Source organism: Brevundimonas sp. (genome assembly GCF_031412435.1).
In the GTDB taxonomy this organism is placed as follows: domain Bacteria; phylum Pseudomonadota; class Alphaproteobacteria; order Caulobacterales; family Caulobacteraceae; genus Brevundimonas.
Map to the genome: position 1 here is coordinate 1 of NZ_JANODA010000079.1, position 18,432 is coordinate 18,432.

The window sequence follows — 18,432 nt, forward strand, 5'->3', positions numbered from 1 at the left end:
CTCCTGCGAGGACGGTTTTCGGACCTTCCGCGAGAGATGAGTGGAGCGTCGACGAGGCGACGTCTCCACGATCTGTCATCGCATCCGGAGCCTTGCTGGGCGGGACGATGCAGACGACGCCATGGCCTTCGACACCCAGACCCTTTCAGCAGAACCTCTCTGTCCTCCGACGGCGCGTTCGGCTGCGATCCTCGCCCGCAAGGGCGGCGGCGCGGTCGATATCGCCGTCGATATCCCGGCCGACTTCCGCCTCCAGTCCGGCGAGCGGCTGGGCCAACGGAAGATCGTCGGGCGGCTGCACGGCCGGGCCGGGGCGCCGCTGGTAGTCGTGGCCGGCGGTATCTCTGCCGGGCGGTTCGTGCACCGGACCGAGACCAATGGCTTGGGCTGGTGGTCCGGCGCGGTGTCGATCCGGGGTCCGATCGACCTGAGCCGCTTCCAGGTCCTGGCCTTCGACTATGCCCCGGAGGCCGCCGACGGTTCGAAGCCGGTCACCATCACCACCCATGATCAGGCCCGGCTGCTGGGGCTGATCCTCGACGAGATCGGCGCTTCCGTAGTCTCGGCCTTCGTCGGCTGCTCCTATGGCGGGATGATCGCCCTGGCGTTCGGCGAGCTGTTCCCCGAGCGGGTCGAGCAGTTGATCGTCGTCTCCGCCGCCCATCGCGCCCATCCGCAGGCGACCGCCTGGCGCGGCATCCAGCGCCGCATCCTGCAATTGGCCGAGGCCGCAGGACGGCCCGAGGACGGCGTCGCCCTGGCCCGCGAACTGGCCATGACCACCTATCGGACGGCTGAGGAGTTCGCCGAGCGGTTCGAGACCGAGGCCCCCGCATCGGCGGGCCAGGCCTATCCCGTCTGCGAATACCTGACCGCGCGGGGCAAGGCCTACCGGACCCACACCACCCCGGCGCGGTGGCTGTCGTTGTCGGACTCGATCGACCGCCACGACGTCACGCCAGAGGCCATCAAGACGCCCGTGACCCTGGTCGGATTCACCTCCGACCGGCTGGTCCCGATCGACGACATCCGCGAACTGGCCGCCCGGCTGCCGACCCTGTGGCGGCTGGTCGAGGCTCCGTCCCTGTTCGGCCACGACGCCTTTCTGAAGGAGGACGAGGCGGTCGCCGGCATCCTCCGTTCCGCGCTCAAGGAGATCGACCAATGACTGGCTCGACCAAACGCCCGCACGACGTCCGCACCACCTGCGCCCGCTCCGGTGTCGATACGGACACGGCCCACGGTTCAGTCATGCCGCCGCTGTATCTGTCCTCGAACTATTCGTTCGCGGGTTTCGAGCAGAAGCGGAAATACGACTACTCCCGCTCGGGCAATCCGACGCGTGACGTCCTGGCCGAGACCCTGGCGGAGCTGGAAGGCGGCGCCGGCTGCGTGGTCACGGCGACGGGGATGGCGGCGGTCGATCTGCCGCTGTCTCTGCTGGAGCCCGGCGACCTGCTGATCGCGCCGCACGACTGTTACGGCGGGACCCACCGCCTGCTGTGCGCCCGGGCGAGGAAGGGGCATTTCGAGGTGCTGTGGGTGGACCAGGGCGATCCGGTCGCACTGGACGCCGCCCTGGCCCTGAACCCGAAACTGGTCCTGGTCGAGACGCCGTCGAACCCCCTGCTGCGCGTCGTCGACATCGCCGACATCTGCACTCGCGCCCACCGGGTCGGGGCCAAGGTGGTGGCGGACAACACCTTCCTGTCGCCCGCCCTGCAGCGGCCGATCGAGCTGGGCGCCGATATCGTCGTCCATTCGACGACGAAATACATCAACGGCCACTCCGACGTGGTCGGCGGGGCGGTGATCGCGGCCGATCCGGCGGATCATGCGGAGCTGGCCTGGTGGGCCAACTGTCTGGGCGTCACCGGCTCGCCATTCGACGCCTATCTGACCCTGCGCGGGGTTCGGACCCTCTTTGCGCGGATCGAGCGGCAACAGACGACGGCGGGCAAGCTCGCGGAGCTGCTGGAAGCCCACCCGGCGGTGTCCGTCGTCCACTATCCGGGTCTGAAGTCGCATCCGAACCACGCCCTGGCCGCGCGTCAGCAGCAGGGGCCGGGCGCCATGCTCAGCTTCGAACTGGCCGGCGGGGTCGAGGCCGTACGTCAGCTGGTCGAGACGCTGGAGACCTTCACCCTGGCCGAGTCGCTGGGCGGGGTCGAAAGCCTGATCGCCCACCCGGCGACCATGACCCACGCCGCCATGACGCCCGAGGCTCGCGTCGTCGCCGGCATCACCGACGGACTGCTGCGGCTGTCGGTCGGGCTGGAGCACGAGGACGACCTGACCGCGGATCTGGTGCAGGCGCTGGATGCGCTGGCGGAGGTGCGGGCGGAGGCGGCCTGAGCGGGTCTGGGCGCGACTCGAAAATAGAGTCTACAGAGTCGACAGAGTCGGGATCGACCTGAACGAAATCAGCGGGTTGGCAATTCGATCCGCGCCACTCTACCGGCTCCAAACAGGGTGGGGCGGCGCGATCTGACGGTTTCAAAGACCCGATCGGGACTTGGTGGCAGCATCGAGCCGACGCAAGACCGGTGTGGAGAATAAATTCTTCTCGGCCTAATCCCCTGCGCCCGGGCGAATGAGAGCCTAGGCGCAGGCCTCGACCGCCTCGGCATGGAGGTGGACGACGAAGCAGTGCTCGGGGCCGCCGTCCTCGGCCTGGACCATGACGCGAAGTTCGTCGTCCTCGGCCCACGGGGCATGGGCCTCCGCAAAATGGAGAGCCGCGTCCTCGAAGCTGCGGGCCTCAAGGATGTGGCAATGGCCGGAATCGGTGTGTGCGACGTAACGGGCGGCTTGGGGCATTTCGCGCTCCTGGCGTTGCTGTCCGACTCCTGAACGCCTCAACCGCGAAATGGATTCAATCGGCGTTACGCGGGCTGTGGACGACTCATCAGATCTGCACCGGTCGATCCTCGTTGCGCCGGACGAGTTCCGACCAGAAATCGATCTCGCGAACCGTTTCAGGCCACGGCCTGTCAGCCCAGCCATTCTCTTCCCGGTCAATGTAGTCATCGAGGTCCGCGCCGTAGTGGATCACGTCTGACTGGTAGACAGAGAAGACGGGATTTCCGGCCTCGCTTGGGGTGGCGGGCAAGCAGCGGTGGCGGAAGATTGGTATGAGGCGCGGCGCGCGGCCGACAACGCCTCTCAGAACTTCGGCGCGCTCTTCCGCCCGGTCAGGGCGCCCTCCCCACTCAAGCCACCAAAGCCCGTTCTCTTCGACGCCGAAGAGTAGGCCCTCGAATGGCCAGGCCAGCAGAGAGCGTATCGTGTTCTCGTCATTCCAATCCGGACCATCGACCGGACGACGATCACGCAAGAGGTCGATCAGGTCGGGAGGGAAGGTCAGCCCAAACAGTGCCTGCGCTCTCTCGAGCTCGGCCAGTGAGTAACCGCGCGTCCAAGTCAGCCCAGTCATGCAGTTACGCAGGCCGAGCCTGCGTCTGCATCGCGCCCGTCATGGGGATGAAGAAGACCCCCACGTCGCGGCGGCTGCGGACCCGGCCGTCGGCGTCCTTGGTGTAGACATAGAGGACCTGGCCGCGGCGGAAGGGTTGGCCGATCGGGATGATCAGCTTGCCGCCCGGCTTGAGCTGGCGGAACAGCTCGGGCGGGGCGTACTGGGCGACGCAGGTCAGCATGATGGTGTCGAAACCCTCGGTCACCTCGGGCCAGCCGAAATAGCCGTCGCCGACCCGGCCGTGGACGTTGTCGTAGCCGAGCGGGGCCCAGATCTTGCCGACCGCCTCGCCGATCGGCTGGATGATCTCGATCGTGTAGCTGTCGCGGACGACGCGGCTGAGGAGGGATGACTGGAAGCCCGATCCGGTGCCGATCTCCAGCGTCACATCGGTCGGTTTCGGGGCCGCCAGCTGGGTCATATAGGCCTGACCCAGATAGTCGGACAGGACCGAACCGTGGCCGATGGCCCAGGGCTTGGGGTTCTCTTCATAGGCCTGGTAGGCGGTCGAGGCGTCCGAAGCGTAGGCGTAGTGGAAATACTCGCGCGGCAGGCTTTCGAAGGCCTGGATCACGTTCGGATCGTGGGCCCCGAAACGGCCGTCGAGATAGGTCCTGATGCGTTCGATGGCGGCGGGCTTGCGGGCCTGGATCTCCGCGAACTGGGCCTCTGTGATCGCGTGGGGACGTCCGGACGCCGACATCGCGGCGTTGAAGCGGGCGAAGGTCCAGGGCTCCGTCGGCATACGGACGGTCGCGGAAACGGCCGAGGCTTCACCCGCGGCGGCCGCGGTCGGGGCCGCGGGCGCCGCGCCCCCTGCCCCGCCCGCCGCCTGGGTCGGATTGAGGCGGGCCTGGACGGACTTCATCGTGTTTTCGTCGCAGGCGGCGAGCCCGGTCAGGGTCGCGGCGCCGGCGGCGGTCAGCAGGGTGCGGCGGTCCAACATCATGCGATCAGGGGTCATGCGGGGCTCGTCTGGCTCTGGACAGGCTGGCCCGGGCCAGTCTGCTCCGGGAAGGGGTCAAGGCGGGCGGGCTCGGGTTCGGGCAGGTCGGCGAAGGGATTGGTCGGGACGGCGGGCTCGAACACCGGAACGGGCTTTCGCACCGCCGCCGCGACCGGCAGGACGAGGAAGGCCAGCGCATAGAGGCCGGCCGCGACGATCAGCAGGGACGAGAAGCCGACATCGCGGCTCATCAGATTGGCCAGCGGCGTGGCGACGACGGAGAATGCGCCGTTCAGCCCCCAGGCCCAGGGCAATGCCCGGCCGTCGCCGACCTGGATGAGGCCGAGCGGGAAGGGCAGGCCCAGCGCCAGCGACACGGGCGCCGCGGCGAGGACCACCAGTCCGGCCTTCACGGCCCAGGGCTGGTCGAGGGTGCGCATCATGAAGTCCTCGGCGCCGACCAGCATGGCGCCGATCCAGCCGAGGACCAGGATCAGACCGATCAGGGAGGCGACCTTGGGCAGGCGGGCGCACTGGCCGGCGATCATACTGCCGAGGCCCGAGAAGATCAGCATGGCCGTCAGGACCAGGGCGAAGGCCGACGAATAGTCGTTCAGATAGAAGGCCGCCTTGTCGATCAGGAAGATCTCGACCAGCAGGAAGCCGAGGCCCAGGGCCGGGAAATAGAGGGCGGGCCAGAGCTTCGTCTTCTCCTTCGCCCCGCCCGCGCGGCGGCGGAACAGGGCGGGGGCGGCCAGCACCAGAAGGGCGATGACAATGGCCTGGCCCAGGACGGCGATGTTCACCAGGGCGCCGATCTCGGCCTGGGGCAGGACCTCGAGGCGCTTGATCAAGGTGTCGAGGTGTTCGAGGCGCAGGGACGAATAGAAGGCGGGGCGATCCAGCGTCGCGGGGCGGACGTGGAAGGCTGTCGACGACGGGCTCGGACGGCCGGCGAGGACGGCGGCGACCTCGTTGGCGATGGCGTCGTCGGGACCGTTCGAGGTCATCTGGCCCGTCTCGAACGAGACGCTGGGCAGGTCGTTGAACAGGGTGGCGCGGGCGGCGACGACATCCATGCCCGGACGCCAGGAGACGTCGAACGACCGGGCGGCGCACCATGCCTGGAGCGCGGCCACGTCTGCGGCCGACCAGGCCGTCGGGCTGATCAGGATGCGGGCGTTCCAGGCGGAACGGTAGATCAGGACGTGGGCGGACGGATCGCCGATCCCCTGGGCCAACAGGGCCTCGCGAGCGGTCGAGAGGACGCGCAGGGCATAGACGGGGAAGTCGCGAATGGAGACGGAGATCGACACGGCGCCGCCGGGCTTGAGCGCGGCGAGATAGGCGGCCAGGGCCTCTTCGGTGACGCCCGTGACATTGGCGGGGGCGGCATCCACGAAGTCGGCGGAGACGTCGATGATGTCATAGGCGTTCGGACCCGCACGCCAGGCGGCGGCGATGGGGCCGCCGTCCAGCAGGGTCACCCGGGCGTCGTCGGCGAGTGCCGGCGACGGGCCCAGACCGGCGGCGAGGGCGTGTCGCAGGACAGGCTCGCCCTCGACACCATCGACCCGGGCGGCGCCGAGCGTCAGGGCCTCCGCCACCCGGTAGCCGCCGGACAGGCCGACGAGCAGGACGGTGGGCGACTGACGCAGCGCATAAGGACCCGCGCTGAGGGCGCTGGGGGCGTAGGCGGCGTCGAGGGGCCCGGCCTTCGGCAGGGAGGCGATGCGGTTGCCGTCGCGATACAGGCCATAGGTCGAGGGCGGACCGGCGATCCCCATCAGGCCGGCGTTGTTGGAGACGTCGGCGTCGACCCGCTCGGTGAAATTCTCGAGCAGAAGATAGTGGCCGCGCGGCTGGCGGATCTCGGCGACGACGGCGGAGCCCGGGGTGTTGAGCGGGGCGTAGATGGCCTTGAACTCGGAGAAGGCCGGAGGCGCGCCGAGGAACAGGATGGCCTCGCCCCCGATCAGCGCGGCCCCGGCGAGCCCGATGCCCAGCCCGCGGAAACGGCCCGGCTGGAACACCGGGGCAAGCGCCAGCGGGATCAGCAGGACGGGGGCCAGCAGGAAGGGGTGGACGACGAACATCAGCCCCAGGGCCAGGGCCGCGCCGAGCCCTGCGCCGATCAGGTCGTAGCCGTAGACCCGGCCGATCTCCCGGTGGTTCAGGACGAAGATCAGGCTGATGTAGAGGCCGGCGAGGAAGAAGAACGGCAGGAGGGCTGCGTAGTAGAGGCCGATGTTCTTCACCTGGTCGGGCCAGGTGGTCGGGTTCTGGAGCTGCAGCGGGTTGAACGGATTGGCCGTGACCTGCTGGTATCCGACCGCCGCGGCGATCACCATCGCCGCGGGCAGGATGGTCCGCAGGATGACCCCGTGCCGGGCGACACTGTCGCGGAACAGGGCCACCACGACGCCCGAGAGCGCGAACCCGGCCATGACGATGGAGATGATCCAGTAGCCGTACTCCGACCATTTCGCGACGGCGAAATAGCGGGTCAGGGCGTTCTCGATCCCGACCACCCCCATGGCGATCAGGAACAGCGGGATCAGGGCCGCGCGGGTCTTGCCCGCGAGATCGGGGGCGGCGGTCAATGGACCGTCCTCGCCACCCGGGTGTCGAGGAAGTCCAGCAACAGGGCGTTGAACCGCTCCGGCTCATCGACGAACAGGGCGTGGCCTGCGTCCTCGAAGACGGTCATGGAGGCGTCCGGATGGGTGCGGACGAGGTTTTCGCCCTGCTCGCGCCAGCGCGGCCGGACGACATAGAGGACCGGACGGTGGGTCGAGTGGACGGCGGCCCGCCAGTCTTCACGCGGCACGTCATAGGCCAGCAGGCGACGCTCGTCTTCGACGCTCATGCGCAGGGCCTGATCGGTCAGGCGCGTGCGATAGTCCGTGCCCGGATCATGGGCGAACATGGAGGCGACGAAGGCGGCCCGGCGCTCGCGGCGTTCCTGCGGCGTGGGCTCGGGCGGCGGGGCGGCCGAACGCGGTGGAGTCGATGCCGGACGGGGCGCCGGCGCCTCGCCGATGGAGTTGTCGATCAGGACCAGACCGGCAATCCGGTCGGCGCCGCCGTCGGCGACCCAGGCCAGGCTGTCGAGCACGCCGAGGGACCAGCCGACCAGCACGACCGGGCCCTCTGCGGCATGGTCGACGAGTTCGCCGATGTCGCGGCCGCGACGCTCGTGGGTATAGCCGAAACGGGTGACCTCGCTCTCGCCCTGGCCGCGCGGGTCGAGGGCGAGGACGTGATAGCGGTCGTCCAGGGCCTCGATCTGGGCCTCGAAGATCCAGGCGGGCATGGTCCAGCCGGGCACGAAGACCACGGTCCGGGCCCCGCTAGGACCCGCCTCCAGATAGTGGAGGCGGGCCCCGTCGGAAGTGATGAAGCTGCGGCTTTCCGCCTCGACCGTACCCCCCGATACGGTCGTCGCACTCGCGATAACGGCTCCGCCCAGCACGCCGACCATGGCCGCCCGTGTCCATGCCGGCAGGGTCAGAAGTCCGTTACGCCCCATCGGGCGGCATGTGACGCACACCAGAGTTCGTTGTCGACAGGGTTCGCCGGCAACGGGAGCGATAGGGTTAAGAGCGTGGCCCGAACGGCACGACCTTGTTGTCGCGGTCGTGGGCGATGTCGGCGGGGCCGAGATACGGAATGCCCGACCGCTCGCACCAGAACTGGACGATCTGTTCGCCGGTCAGGCCGAAGTCGGGCTCGTTGACCGTGACGTCGGTGAAACGGCCGGCGCGGATGCCGGCGACGCGGCGGATCGAGGGCTGGCTGGTCAGGTGGAACATCATCCGGTCGATCCGGTAGGCGGCCTCGGACACGTCTTCCAGCATCAGGACGTGGCCGGTCAGGTCGGGCTCCAGCGGCGTGCCAAGCAACTGGTCGAGGACGGTCAGGTTGAAGGCGACGGCCGGGCGGGGGTCGGTCGCCAGCGACGGCTCCAGCCCCTCGGTCTCGCCCTTGCGCAGCCAGTTCAGGGAGCGGAAGCCGGTCGGGTCGTTGCGCACGCCGTCGGAGGCCATCGGTCCGTGAGCGACCTGAAAGCCGTTCTTGTAGAGGATGGCCAGCAGTGAGCCGGCGTCGGAATAGCCGAGGTATCGCTTGGTCCGGGCCACGTCGGTCAGGCGGGGCACGACGGCCTCGGCGATACGGCAGGAGCCATAGCCGCCGCGGGCGAACCAGATGTGGTCGAGACGCGGGTCGTTGGCGAACTCCACGAAGGCGTCGGCGCGGGCGGCGTCGTCGCCGGCGAAATGGCCGGACTTGTCGAAGCTGTTGGGGTGGAAGGCGACGGTGACCTCGCCGCTCGGGAACTGCAGGTCGAACCAGGCCTGGATGGCTTCGCCGCGTTCGCGGGCGAAGCGTGACGAGACGGCGACGACCCCGATCTTCATTCTTGTGTTCCCTCCCCGGCTTCTCCTCTTTAGTCACCGGACCATGAGCGAACCATCCTATTTCTTCTGCGGCATCGGCGGGTCGGGCATGCTGCCCCTGGCCATGATCGTTCAGGCGCAGGGCGCGGCGATCGAGGGCTCGGACCGGGCGCTGGACCAGGGCCGGACGCCGGAGAAATTCGAATGGCTCACGCGCCACGGCGTCGTGCTGCATCCGCAGGATGGATCGGGCGTGCGGGCGGACCAGACGGTCGTCGCGACCGGCGCGGTCGAGGACACGGTGCCGGACATCGGGGCGGCCAGGCGCGTGGGTGCGGAGATCGTGACCCGGCCGCAGTTGCTGTCGCAGATCTTCAATGCGGCGCCGAAGTCGGTGGGCGTGGCGGGGACCAGCGGCAAGTCGACGATCACGGGCATGATCGCCTGGGTTCTGCATCAGGCGAAGCAGGAGCCGACCGTGATGAATGGGGCGGTGATGCGGAACTTCGCTGACGCGGATCATCCGTTCGCCAGCGCCCTCGTCGGGGGCGCGGACCTGTTCGTGGCGGAGGTGGACGAGTCGGACGGCTCCATCGCGCGGTACGATCCGACGGTGGCGGTGGTGTCGAACATCTCGCTGGACCACAAGTCGATGGAGGAACTGCGCGACCTGTTCGGCGGCTTTACGGGCCGGGCGCGGACGGCGGTGCTGAACCTCGACAACGTCGAGACGGCGGCGCTGGCGCAGACGATGGTGGACGACGGACGGGCGGATGCGGTCCTGACCTTCGCCCTGGGCAATGAGGCGGCGGACTATGCCGCACATGACCTCAAGTCCCTGCCCGCCGGCATGACCTTCGACCTGACGGAGCGGTCCAGCGGTACGCGGATCGCCGCGACCCTGAACGTGCCCGGCGCACACAATGTCGCCAACGCCCTGGCGGCCCTGGGCGCGGTGCGGGCGCTGGGCGTGCCGCTGGAGCAGGCGGTCAGGTCGCTCGAGACCTTCGCCGGGATCAAGAGGCGGATGGAAGTCGTGGGCGCGGCGAACGGGATCACGGTCCTGGATGACTTCGCCCACAACCCGGACAAGATCGCAGCCACGATGAAGACGCTGCACGCCTTCGACGGGCGTCTGTTGATCCTGTTCCAGCCGCACGGGTTCGGACCGTTGAAGCTGATGAAGCGCGAGTTCATCGAGACCTTCGCCGGATTGCTGAAACCCGACGACGTCCTGCTGATGCCGGAGCCCGTCTATTACGGCGGCACGACGGATCGCAGCGTGGGGTCGGAGGACATCGCTTCGGGCGTCCGGGCAGAGGGTCGGAACGCCGAGGCCCTGCACGACCGCGCGGCCTGCGGCGACCGGATCGTGGAACTGGCCAGGCCGGGCGACCGGATCATCGTCATGGGGGCGCGGGACGACACGCTTTCGAGCTTCGCAGTGGAATTGCTGGAACGGCTTTAGTCCTCCCCCATCGGGGAGGGGGACCGCGTCTTCGCGGTGGAGGGGGCTGACCTCAGACACCGTGCGCGCGGCTGCCCCCCTCCGTCATGTCGCGAAGCCGCGCCGCGCCACCTTCCCCGACGGGGGAGGATTTGACGCGGGTGAACCTCGGGCGAAGTGGAGTATTCGGTCAGCATGCTTCAAGACCTCCCCGCCGACCTTCCCGACATCGTCGTCACCGCCGCGCGGCTGCCGCCCGCCGCCGGGGACGCCGCCTTTTCCGTGATCCGGCTGGACGAGCGGGTGCTGGGCCGGGCGAGCCGGATCGACGAAGCCTTGCAGACCGTTCCGGCGGTCAGTCTGTTCCGGCGCACGTCAAGCCTGGCGGCTAATCCGACGACACAGGGAATCTCGCTGAGGGCCATTGCGCCGTCGGGGGCCGGGCGGACGCTGGTGACGCTGGACGGGGCGCCGCTGAACGATCCGTTCGGCGGCTGGGTGCTATGGTCCCAGGTGGCGCCGGAAAGCCTGTCGGGTCTGGATATCGTTCGGGGCGCCGGGGCCGGTCCCTATGGGGCGGGGGCCCTGACAGGGGTGATCCAGCTGCGCGAGCGGGACACGGACGGCGGGGCGCTGGACGTGTCGGGCGGGGAGTATGGCGGACGCAGGCTGGCCGCCGCGAGGACGCTGGGCGCCGGGCGGTTCGCGTTGACGGGGGCGGTGCAGCGGGAGCTGAGCGACGGATACGTGCCGGTGCGGGGCGCGGCGGCCGGGGCGGCCGATACGCCGCTGGATCTGGCGACGTTGAGCGGATCGGTGCGGGCCGATGTGGCGCTGGCCGATGCGACGGCCCTGTCGCTGCGGGCCTCTGCCTATGAGGAGGATCGCGGGTCGGGTCTGGCCGGGGCGCGATCTTCGGCGACGGGCCAGAGCTATGCGGCGACCCTGTCCCGCACGCCTTCGGCCGATCGGCCGGGCTGGCGGGCGCAGGTGTGGCGGCGGATGAGCGACTTCACCAACACCTCCGTGGCGGTGGCGGCGGGACGCGGATCGACGACGCCGGCCAACAACCAGTTCGCGACCCCGGCCGAGGGCTGGGGCGCCAATGTCGCCTTGCGACGGGTTGCGGTCGATCTGGGCGGCGGGCTGCTGGAGTGGGAGCTGGGCGCCGACGCGCGCTTCAACGAGGGCGAGACCCGCGAGCTGTTCCGCTACATGTCCGTCGCCGGGGCCGGCGCCTTCACCCGGGACCGGGTGGCGGGCGGCGAAACCTCGGTCATGGGCGCCTATGGCGAGGCGTCGTGGGCGGCCGGGCCGTGGCTGGTCGCGGGCGGTTTGCGGCTCGACGGCTGGGAGAATGCCAACGGGCGGCGGATCGAGCGCGATCTGGCGACCGGATTGCCGACGCTGGACGAGAGCGATCCGGATCGGTCGGGCGAGGTGGTCAGTGCGAGGCTGGCGGCACGACGCGATCTCGGCGGCGGTCTGGCGGCGCGCGCGGCGGCCTATTCGGGGTTCCGGCCGGCGACGCTGAACGAGTTGCACCGGCCGTTCCGGGTCGGCAACGACCTGACCGAGGCGAACGCCGCGCTCGTGCCCGAAGAGCTGCAGGGCGTCGAGGCGGGGCTGAACTGGGAAACCGATACAACGTCCGTGGGCGGAACGGTCTTCTGGAACCGGATCCAGGACGCCATCGTCAATGTCACCATCGGCTTCGGTCCGGGGACCTTCCCGAGGGCGGGTTTCGTCCCGGCGGGCGGGGTGTTGAGGCAGCGCCAGAACGCGGGGACGATCGCGGCGACCGGTGTCGAGCTGACGGCCAGACATCAGGTCGGGGAGCGGCTGACCTTTGATGGCGCCCTGTCCTGGACCGATGCGGAGGTCGACGGCGGGGCGTCGGCGCCGCAGCTGACAGGCCTGCGGCCGGCCCAGGCGCCGGAGTGGAGCGTGTCGGCGGGGGTGGACTGGCGAGCCGCGGATCGGCTGACACTGGTCGGACGGGTCCGGTACGAGGGCGCGCGGTTCGAGGACGACCTGAACAGCCGCGTTCTGGAGGCGGCGACGACGATGGATGCACGGGCCGAGTTCGAGGTGCGGACCGGGATGATCGCCTGGCTCGCTGCGGACAACCTGTTCGACGCCGAAGTCGAGGTCTCCGAGACCGGTGACGGGGTGGCGGGCTACGGGCCGCCCCGGACCGTGCGGGCGGGTCTGACGCTGAGCTGGTAGGCCGTCAGACCTCGGACCAGCGACGCAGAAGGTTGTGATAGACGCCGGTCAGTTCGAGGACGGCCTGGTCGGTCGGCCCCTTGTCAACCGCGACGCGCTGGGTCGCGATATCGAGCTGGAACAGGGTCTCGCGCGCGGCGTCGTCGCGGACCAGGCTCTGGAGCCAGAAGAAGGACGAGACGCGGGCGCCGCGGGTGACGGGCGTGACCCGGTGCAGGCTCTTCGACGGATAGAGGACCATGTCTCCGGCCGGCAGTTTGACTGTCTGAGGGCCGTAGGCGTCGTCGATGGTCAGTTCGCCGCCGTCATAGTCGGAGGGCTCCGACAGAAAGAGGGTCGCCGACAGGTCGGAGCGGATGCGCAGGCCCGACGGGTGGACGCGGATCGCATTGTCGACATGGGCCGCGAAGGCCTGGCCGCCCTCGTAGCGGTTGAACAACGGGGGGAAGACCGTGTGCGGAAGGGCCGCCGAAACGAACATCGGATTGGCGTTCAGCGCCTGTGCAATCAAGGCGCCGACCTCCCGCGCCTGGGGTGAATCCTCTGGCAGCTGGGCGTTGTTCTTGGCCCGGGCCGACTGGTGGCCCGAGGTGACGTTGCCGTCGGTCCAGGGACCGGCGTCGAGGATCGCACGCAGACGGGCGACCTCGTCCTTGCTGAAGACTTCAGGGATGTGCAGCAGCAAGGACGGGGTCTCCTGAGCGTCGTCTAGAAGCGGATGTTCAGCGCCAGGGTGGCCGAGCGGGCCGGCGCCGGGTCGGCGTGGTGAACTCCGTTGGTGCGGATGATATAGGCCTCATCGCCCGCATTCTGCACGTTCAGTTGCAGGGTCGCCCGATCGGTCAGGTCGTAGGAGGCGAACAGGTCCACGCGGGTGTAGGCCGGGGCGTAGATGCGGTTGGCGCCGCCGCCGGCGCCGCCCTGGTTGCCGCCCAGGCTGTCGGACACGTAGTAGACCCCGCCGCCGACGCTGAGCGGGGGCATGACCCGATAGGTGGTGAACAGGCTGGCGCTATGCTTCGGCGTATTGGCCAGTTCGTCACCTTCGAAAAGGCTGGGCACGGCCGGGCCGCCCGCGACGGGGAAGGTCACAGCCCCCTTCACCAGTTCGGAGTCCATGTAGGTATAGCCGCCGAACACCTGCCAGGCCCGGGTGATGTTGCCGGAGATGCCCAGTTCGACGCCCTGGACCTCGATCTCGCCGACCTGGGCGAAATCGGTAGGTCCGGGCCCGGCGAGGAGGGCGGCGTTCTTGCGGGTCAGGTGGAAGGCGGCGGCGCTCAGCGCCAGCCGATCGTCGAACAGATTGGCCTTGGCGCCGATCTCAAGGCTCTCGGTATCCTCGGGATCGAGGACGGTGGTCGACAGGCTGCCCGTGCCGGTGCCGCCCGCGCCGTTCTGGTCGCCGCTCGAAATGGTCGGCGGCGTCGAGGAGGTCGACCAGGAGGCGTAGATGCTGGTGTCTTCGGTCGGCTTGAACACGCCGCCGATCTGATAGTTGACGAAGTCCCAGGTCTGTTCCCGGAGAACCACGACGCCGGGAAGCACGGTGCTGCCGGGGGCGGGAAACTGCGGGTTGATCGTCCACACGCCCCGCGCCTGGGTCGCGTTCACCGTGACGCCCTCGGTCGTATGGCTGTCCCAGCGGACGCCCAGGTTGATGATGAACCGGTCGCTCAGGGCGATGCTGTCGAACGCGGAGACGGCGGCGGTCCGCGTCTCGGTCCGCGAGGTCGGGCTGCGGTTGATCACGCCGCTCCAGGGATCGCCCGGGTTCGGGTTGAACGTCGGGGTGCAGTCCCCCGCGCCGACCGAGGCGAGTGTCGCCGCTGAGATCACGAAGCCCGCCGGGCAGGCCGAGGTCGTCGTTCCGTAGACCGAATAGCTGGCGTTGCGGTTGATCTCCTGGGTGAACTCGGCGCCCAGGTTGAAGCTGTGCTTGACGCCTCCGGTCAGGAAGCTGCCGCTCAGGTCCGTCACGTTGGCCAGGGTGTCGGCCGGGTTCCAGCGCGACTTCGTGCCCCGCTTCATATAGGAGACGCCACCGATGGTCTGGGCCGCGCCGCCGTCACCCGGGTTGGTGACGATGTAGTCGTTCAGCGTCATGGCGTAGCGGGTCACGTTACGCAGCGACAGGGTGTCGCTGAACCGGTGTTCGAACGCCAGGGTGAAGCTGTCGACCTCGTTGGTCAGGTAATCCCGCGCCTCAAGGCCGTAGAAGGCGTCGAACGGAACATCCAGCACGCCGCTTTCGGTCGTGCGAACCCCGGTCTTGGTGAAGAGAGGAATCCCGTAGTCGGGCATCTGGTTCGACGTCAGATGGTAGTAGCTGGCGGTGGCGGTGGTGTTCGTACCGATCCCCGCGACCAGCGAGAGGCCCAGCCCCCATTTGTCGTAGTCGACCGCATCGCGCCCGGCCACGTCGCCCGATGCGCCCATCAGGTTGATGCGGAAGCCGGTGGTGTCGTCGATCCGCCAGTTCTGGTCGATCGTGCCGCGCAGATAGGCGTCGGTTCCGCCGCCCAGCGAGACATTGGTGAAATCGGTCAGCTTGGCCGACTTGGAGCCCAGGTTGATCGAACCGCCGCCCGAGCCGCGGCCGGAATAGACCGAGTCCGGCCCCCTGATGACCTCGACCTGCTCAAGGTTGAAGACCTCGCGCTGCTGGCCTCCGGTGTCCCGGATGCCGTCGACGAAGATGTTGTTGCCCGACGACTGACCGCGGATGAAGGGACGGTCGGCCAGGGGCTGGCCGCCCTCGCCCGCGCCGAAGGTGATGCCGGGCGAGGTGCGCAGGATGTCCTGGAGCGAGGTCGCGCCGGTCTGTTCAATGATCTGGCGGGGGATGATCGTGACGGCGCGCGGGGTATCGACCAGGGGGGCGACGAATTCCGTCGAAGCCGGTTCACGGCGGACGCGGCGGCCCTCGACGTCGACGGTTTCCAGTGTGGAGGTCTGGGCCTGCTGGGCGTCGGTCGCCGGATCAGCGGTGACGACGACCTCAGGCTCGGCGGCGAAGGCGGGCGCGGCGCACAGCATTCCGGCTGCGGTCGAGGCGCTGAGGAGGGCGCGGAGAGCGTTGGCGTTGGGGAGAGACAATGCGGCGATCCGGTGTTGAAACTGCGATGCGGTCGCAATAGCAGCTCAGCCGGAGCGAGCAAGCCAATTTGCGAATTGCTCGCAGTTTCATTCGCAAGCCACGCCCCTCACCCTTTCGGCCAAGACGCATCGCTATCGCTCCGCGGGCCTCAAGCCCTCTTCCTCCATGAAAGGGAAGTCGCTTACCCCACCACCGAGATACTGGGACGCGCGGCGGAAACCGGCTCCATCCACGGCGGATCCGGCATGTTGCGGTGAGCCTGGGCGAGGGCTTCGGACCAGCGGCGGCCGAGATCCCTGAAATAGGGGTCGTCGGCCTCGATGCGGCGCTGGTCGCCGTGCAGGGCGTTGCGCGGGATGACGATCATGTCGAACGGCGGGCCGACGGCGATGTTGGAGCGGATGGTCGAATCGAAGCTGATCAGCCCCAGCTTGACCGCCTCGGACATCGGGGTCTCGGGGCGGAGCGCCCGGTCCAGGATGGGCTTACCGTACTTCAGCTCGCCGATCTGGAGATAGGGGGTGTCGGTCCCGCACTCAATGAAATTGCCCTGGGCGTAGATCAAATAGAGACCCATCTTGCCGCCCTTGACCTGGCCGCCCAGCAGCATGGAAGCCGTGACCTTCAGGGCGTCGGCGGCCACCGTCGGCTGCAGGTCCTGGCGCACCTGGTTGAGGCAGTAGCCGACCAGCTGGGCCGCACGGAACAGGGTCGGCGCCGTTTCCAGGGTTTCCGGCACGTCGTGACCGGGCATGCGCACACCCTCGGCCAGCATGGCCAAGGCCGTCTGGGTCACCGACAGGTTGCCGGCGGTAGCGATGGAGATGACGCGGTCGCCGCTGATCTCGGTGACGTGCAGTTTCTTGTACGAGGAAATGTTGTCCACACCGGCGTTCGTGCGGGTGTCGGCGATCATCGCCAGACCCTCATCCACCATCATGCCGACGCAGTAAGTCATAGAGAAAGACCGGCCCCGCGCGGGGGCCTCCATCCGACTGGAACAGTCACGTTAACAGATTCAGCAATCAAGACGAGGTTAACAGCGTTCATGACCAGCCCTGCGACTGCTGTTGCTGCTGGGTCTGTTGCATCTGGCGCACACGCAGGGCCACCGTCATGGTCTCGCGCCCGCCGCCGTAGCTTGTGCCCCGGATCGGTGAGGCGCCCAGGGCGTCGAGACCGCAGGCGACACGGACATAGTGTTCGGTGGGGCTGATGCCGTTGGCGGCGTCGAAGCCGACCCAGCCCAGATCCTCGACCCAGGCCTCGGCCCAGGCGTGGGCGGCGTCCTGGTTCTCGATCCCGTCGGTGCGGTGGAGGTGGCCGGAAATGTAGCGGGCCGGGATGCCCATGCGGCGGGCCGCCGAGATGAAGATCTGGGCATGGTCCTGACAGACGCCCTGGCGCTGGGCCCAGGCGTCGGCGGCCGTATGGTCGGCGGTCGTCGAGCCGACCATGAAGGCGACCTGCTCATGGATCGCGGCCATCAGCCGATGCAGGCGGGCGAGCGTATCGCCCTCCTCCCCCACCTCGCCGGCGAGCTGGCGCAAGGCTCCGTCGGCATGGGTCAGGGTCGTGTCGCGCAGGAAGACCAGGGGCGACAGCCGCTCGGGCGAGCCGCGCAGGACGCCGCCAGTGTTGACCGTAGCCACCTCGCCCGTCACCCGCACCATCAGGCTCTCGGTCGGGCGCTCGGTATAGAGGGTGTGGACGATGTTGCCGAAGGCGTCCTCGGAGCGACGCAGGTGGGCGTCGACATCGGTCTCGATCCGCCAGTCGCGGACCTGCTGGCCCTCGGTCGATCGCGGCGTCAGGCGCAGGACCTGGACGATGAACCGGGCGGCGCGGTCATAGGCGTAGCGGGTTTCGTGATCGATCCGGATACGCATCAGACGAGGTACTGGTCTTGGATGGCGGCGGCCAGGGCGTTGTTCTCGCTCAGGAACGACAGGATGTATTCGTGCAGGCCCGACTGGAAAATCTCTTCGATATTGGTCTCGTTGAAGCGGGTCAGACGAGCCGAGGCGATGCGCTGGGCCGGACCACGACGGCCGTAGTCGGTGGCCAGCCGGTCGAGGTAGGAGACGATCATCCCCTGACAGCTGGCCAGGGACCGCGGCATCTGGCGGTTCAGGACCATCAGGTCGGCGACCAGCCACGGGCGCACAGACTCCCGATAGACCCAGCGGTAGGCGGTCAGGGCGGACACTTCGCGCAGCAGGGTGGTCCACTGGAAATAGTCGAGCTGGCCGCCGACGCGTTCGCCGGCCGGGAGCAGCAGGTGGTATTTGACGTCCAGCAGGCGGGCGGTGTTGTCGGCCCGCTCGATCGCCATGCCGAGCCGCAGGAACCAGTACGCATCATTACGCAACATGGTCCGCGACGAGGCGCCCTCGACGGCCAGGCTGACGTTCTTCACCCACTCCAGATAGCGGACGAAGTCGTCGCGCTTGCTGGGTTCGCCGAACTCGTTGAGCCCGTTCCAGGCGCCGTTGATGGCTTCCCAGAGCTCGATGGTCAGGGCGGTGCGCACCGAGCGGGCGTTGGTGCGGGCGGCCGTGATGCAGGCTCGGATGGAACTGGGGTTGTCGGGCGCGAAGGCGAGATATTCGCGGACCGACTTCTCGGACGGGGTGCGGGCGCTGGCCGCGAACTGGCGCGACACGCCGGCCGAGGCGATGGCGCTGGCCCAGGCGGTGGCGGCGGCGCCGTCGCGCGCGGGGAGCGCGGCCAGTCGCACGGCGGCCTCAAGGATGCGCGCGAGGAAGTCGGCGCGCTCCATATAGCGGCCGGTCCAGTACAGGCTTTCTGCGGTGCGGCTCAGCATGGGCG

15 protein-coding genes are annotated in these 18,432 nt (G+C 68.7%); 4 read left to right on the forward strand and 11 right to left on the reverse strand.

Annotation, left to right across the window (positions count from 1 at the left end):
• Positions 1-121: 121 nt before the first annotated feature.
• Complete coding sequence (locus RMO01_RS15010; protein ID WP_309629870.1) at positions 122-1,168, forward strand: homoserine O-succinyltransferase; 1,047 nt, start codon at positions 122-124, stop codon at positions 1,166-1,168.
• The gene (gene metB / locus RMO01_RS15015; RefSeq protein ID WP_309629871.1) at positions 1,165-2,355 is read left to right on the forward strand and encodes a cystathionine gamma-synthase; all 1,191 of its coding nucleotides are present in this window, start codon (positions 1,165-1,167) and stop codon (positions 2,353-2,355) included. The genes RMO01_RS15010 and metB overlap by 4 nt, the downstream gene beginning before the upstream one ends.
• A 246-nt stretch (positions 2,356-2,601) precedes the next feature.
• On the opposite strand, the gene RMO01_RS15020 is transcribed toward metB, so the two are convergent.
• The 6 genes from RMO01_RS15020 to RMO01_RS15045 form a co-directional block, all read right to left on the reverse strand.
• A complete protein-coding gene (locus RMO01_RS15020) occupies positions 2,602-2,820 on the reverse strand; it encodes a DUF5961 family protein (RefSeq protein ID WP_309629872.1) in 219 nt (72 codons plus the stop codon).
• Positions 2,821-2,908: 88 nt separating this feature from the next.
• The gene (locus RMO01_RS15025) at positions 2,909-3,436 is read right to left on the reverse strand and encodes an SMI1/KNR4 family protein (protein ID WP_309629873.1); all 528 of its coding nucleotides are present in this window, start codon (positions 3,434-3,436) and stop codon (positions 2,909-2,911) included.
• Positions 3,437-3,440: 4 nt separating this feature from the next.
• A complete protein-coding gene (locus RMO01_RS15030) occupies positions 3,441-4,442 on the reverse strand; it encodes a protein-L-isoaspartate O-methyltransferase (protein ID WP_309629874.1) in 1,002 nt (333 codons plus the stop codon).
• Positions 4,439-7,027: a hypothetical protein gene (locus tag RMO01_RS15035; protein ID WP_309629875.1), complete on the reverse strand. Its 2,589-nt coding sequence runs from the start codon at positions 7,025-7,027 to the stop codon at positions 4,439-4,441. Before RMO01_RS15035 ends, RMO01_RS15030 begins: the two co-directional genes overlap by 4 nt.
• A complete protein-coding gene (locus tag RMO01_RS15040) occupies positions 7,024-7,956 on the reverse strand; it encodes an alpha/beta hydrolase (protein ID WP_309629876.1) in 933 nt (310 codons plus the stop codon). The genes RMO01_RS15035 and RMO01_RS15040 overlap by 4 nt, the downstream gene beginning before the upstream one ends.
• 67 nt (positions 7,957-8,023) lie before the next feature.
• The gene (locus RMO01_RS15045) at positions 8,024-8,845 is read right to left on the reverse strand and encodes an LD-carboxypeptidase (RefSeq protein WP_309629877.1); all 822 of its coding nucleotides are present in this window, start codon (positions 8,843-8,845) and stop codon (positions 8,024-8,026) included.
• A gap of 43 nt (positions 8,846-8,888) precedes the next feature.
• Between RMO01_RS15045 and murC the strand changes: the two genes are divergently transcribed.
• A complete protein-coding gene (murC, locus tag RMO01_RS15050; protein ID WP_309629878.1) occupies positions 8,889-10,292 on the forward strand; it encodes a glutamate ligase domain-containing protein in 1,404 nt (467 codons plus the stop codon).
• A 174-nt stretch (positions 10,293-10,466) separates the two neighbouring features.
• Positions 10,467-12,500, forward strand: coding sequence for a TonB-dependent receptor domain-containing protein (locus tag RMO01_RS15055; RefSeq protein ID WP_309629879.1), 2,034 nt, complete (start codon positions 10,467-10,469; stop codon positions 12,498-12,500).
• A gap of 4 nt (positions 12,501-12,504) precedes the next feature.
• Here the strand turns inward: RMO01_RS15055 and RMO01_RS15060 are convergent, their stop codons facing one another.
• The 5 genes from RMO01_RS15060 to RMO01_RS15080 form a co-directional block, all read right to left on the reverse strand.
• Complete coding sequence (locus RMO01_RS15060; RefSeq protein WP_309629880.1) at positions 12,505-13,185, reverse strand: Fe2+-dependent dioxygenase; 681 nt, start codon at positions 13,183-13,185, stop codon at positions 12,505-12,507.
• Positions 13,186-13,208: 23 nt separating this feature from the next.
• Entirely contained in the window at positions 13,209-15,539 is a 2,331-nt protein-coding gene (locus tag RMO01_RS15065; RefSeq protein WP_409013092.1) for a TonB-dependent receptor, read from the reverse strand.
• Positions 15,540-15,781: 242 nt separating this feature from the next.
• Positions 15,782-16,558, reverse strand: coding sequence for a peptidase (locus tag RMO01_RS15070; protein ID WP_309629882.1), 777 nt, complete (start codon positions 16,556-16,558; stop codon positions 15,782-15,784).
• A gap of 88 nt (positions 16,559-16,646) precedes the next feature.
• Positions 16,647-17,489, reverse strand: a complete 843-nt coding sequence (locus RMO01_RS15075) for a transglutaminase family protein (protein ID WP_309629883.1) — start codon at positions 17,487-17,489, stop codon at positions 16,647-16,649.
• A complete protein-coding gene (locus tag RMO01_RS15080) occupies positions 17,489-18,427 on the reverse strand; it encodes an alpha-E domain-containing protein (protein ID WP_309629884.1) in 939 nt (312 codons plus the stop codon). The genes RMO01_RS15075 and RMO01_RS15080 overlap by 1 nt, the downstream gene beginning before the upstream one ends.
• Positions 18,428-18,432: the final 5 nt, after the last annotated feature.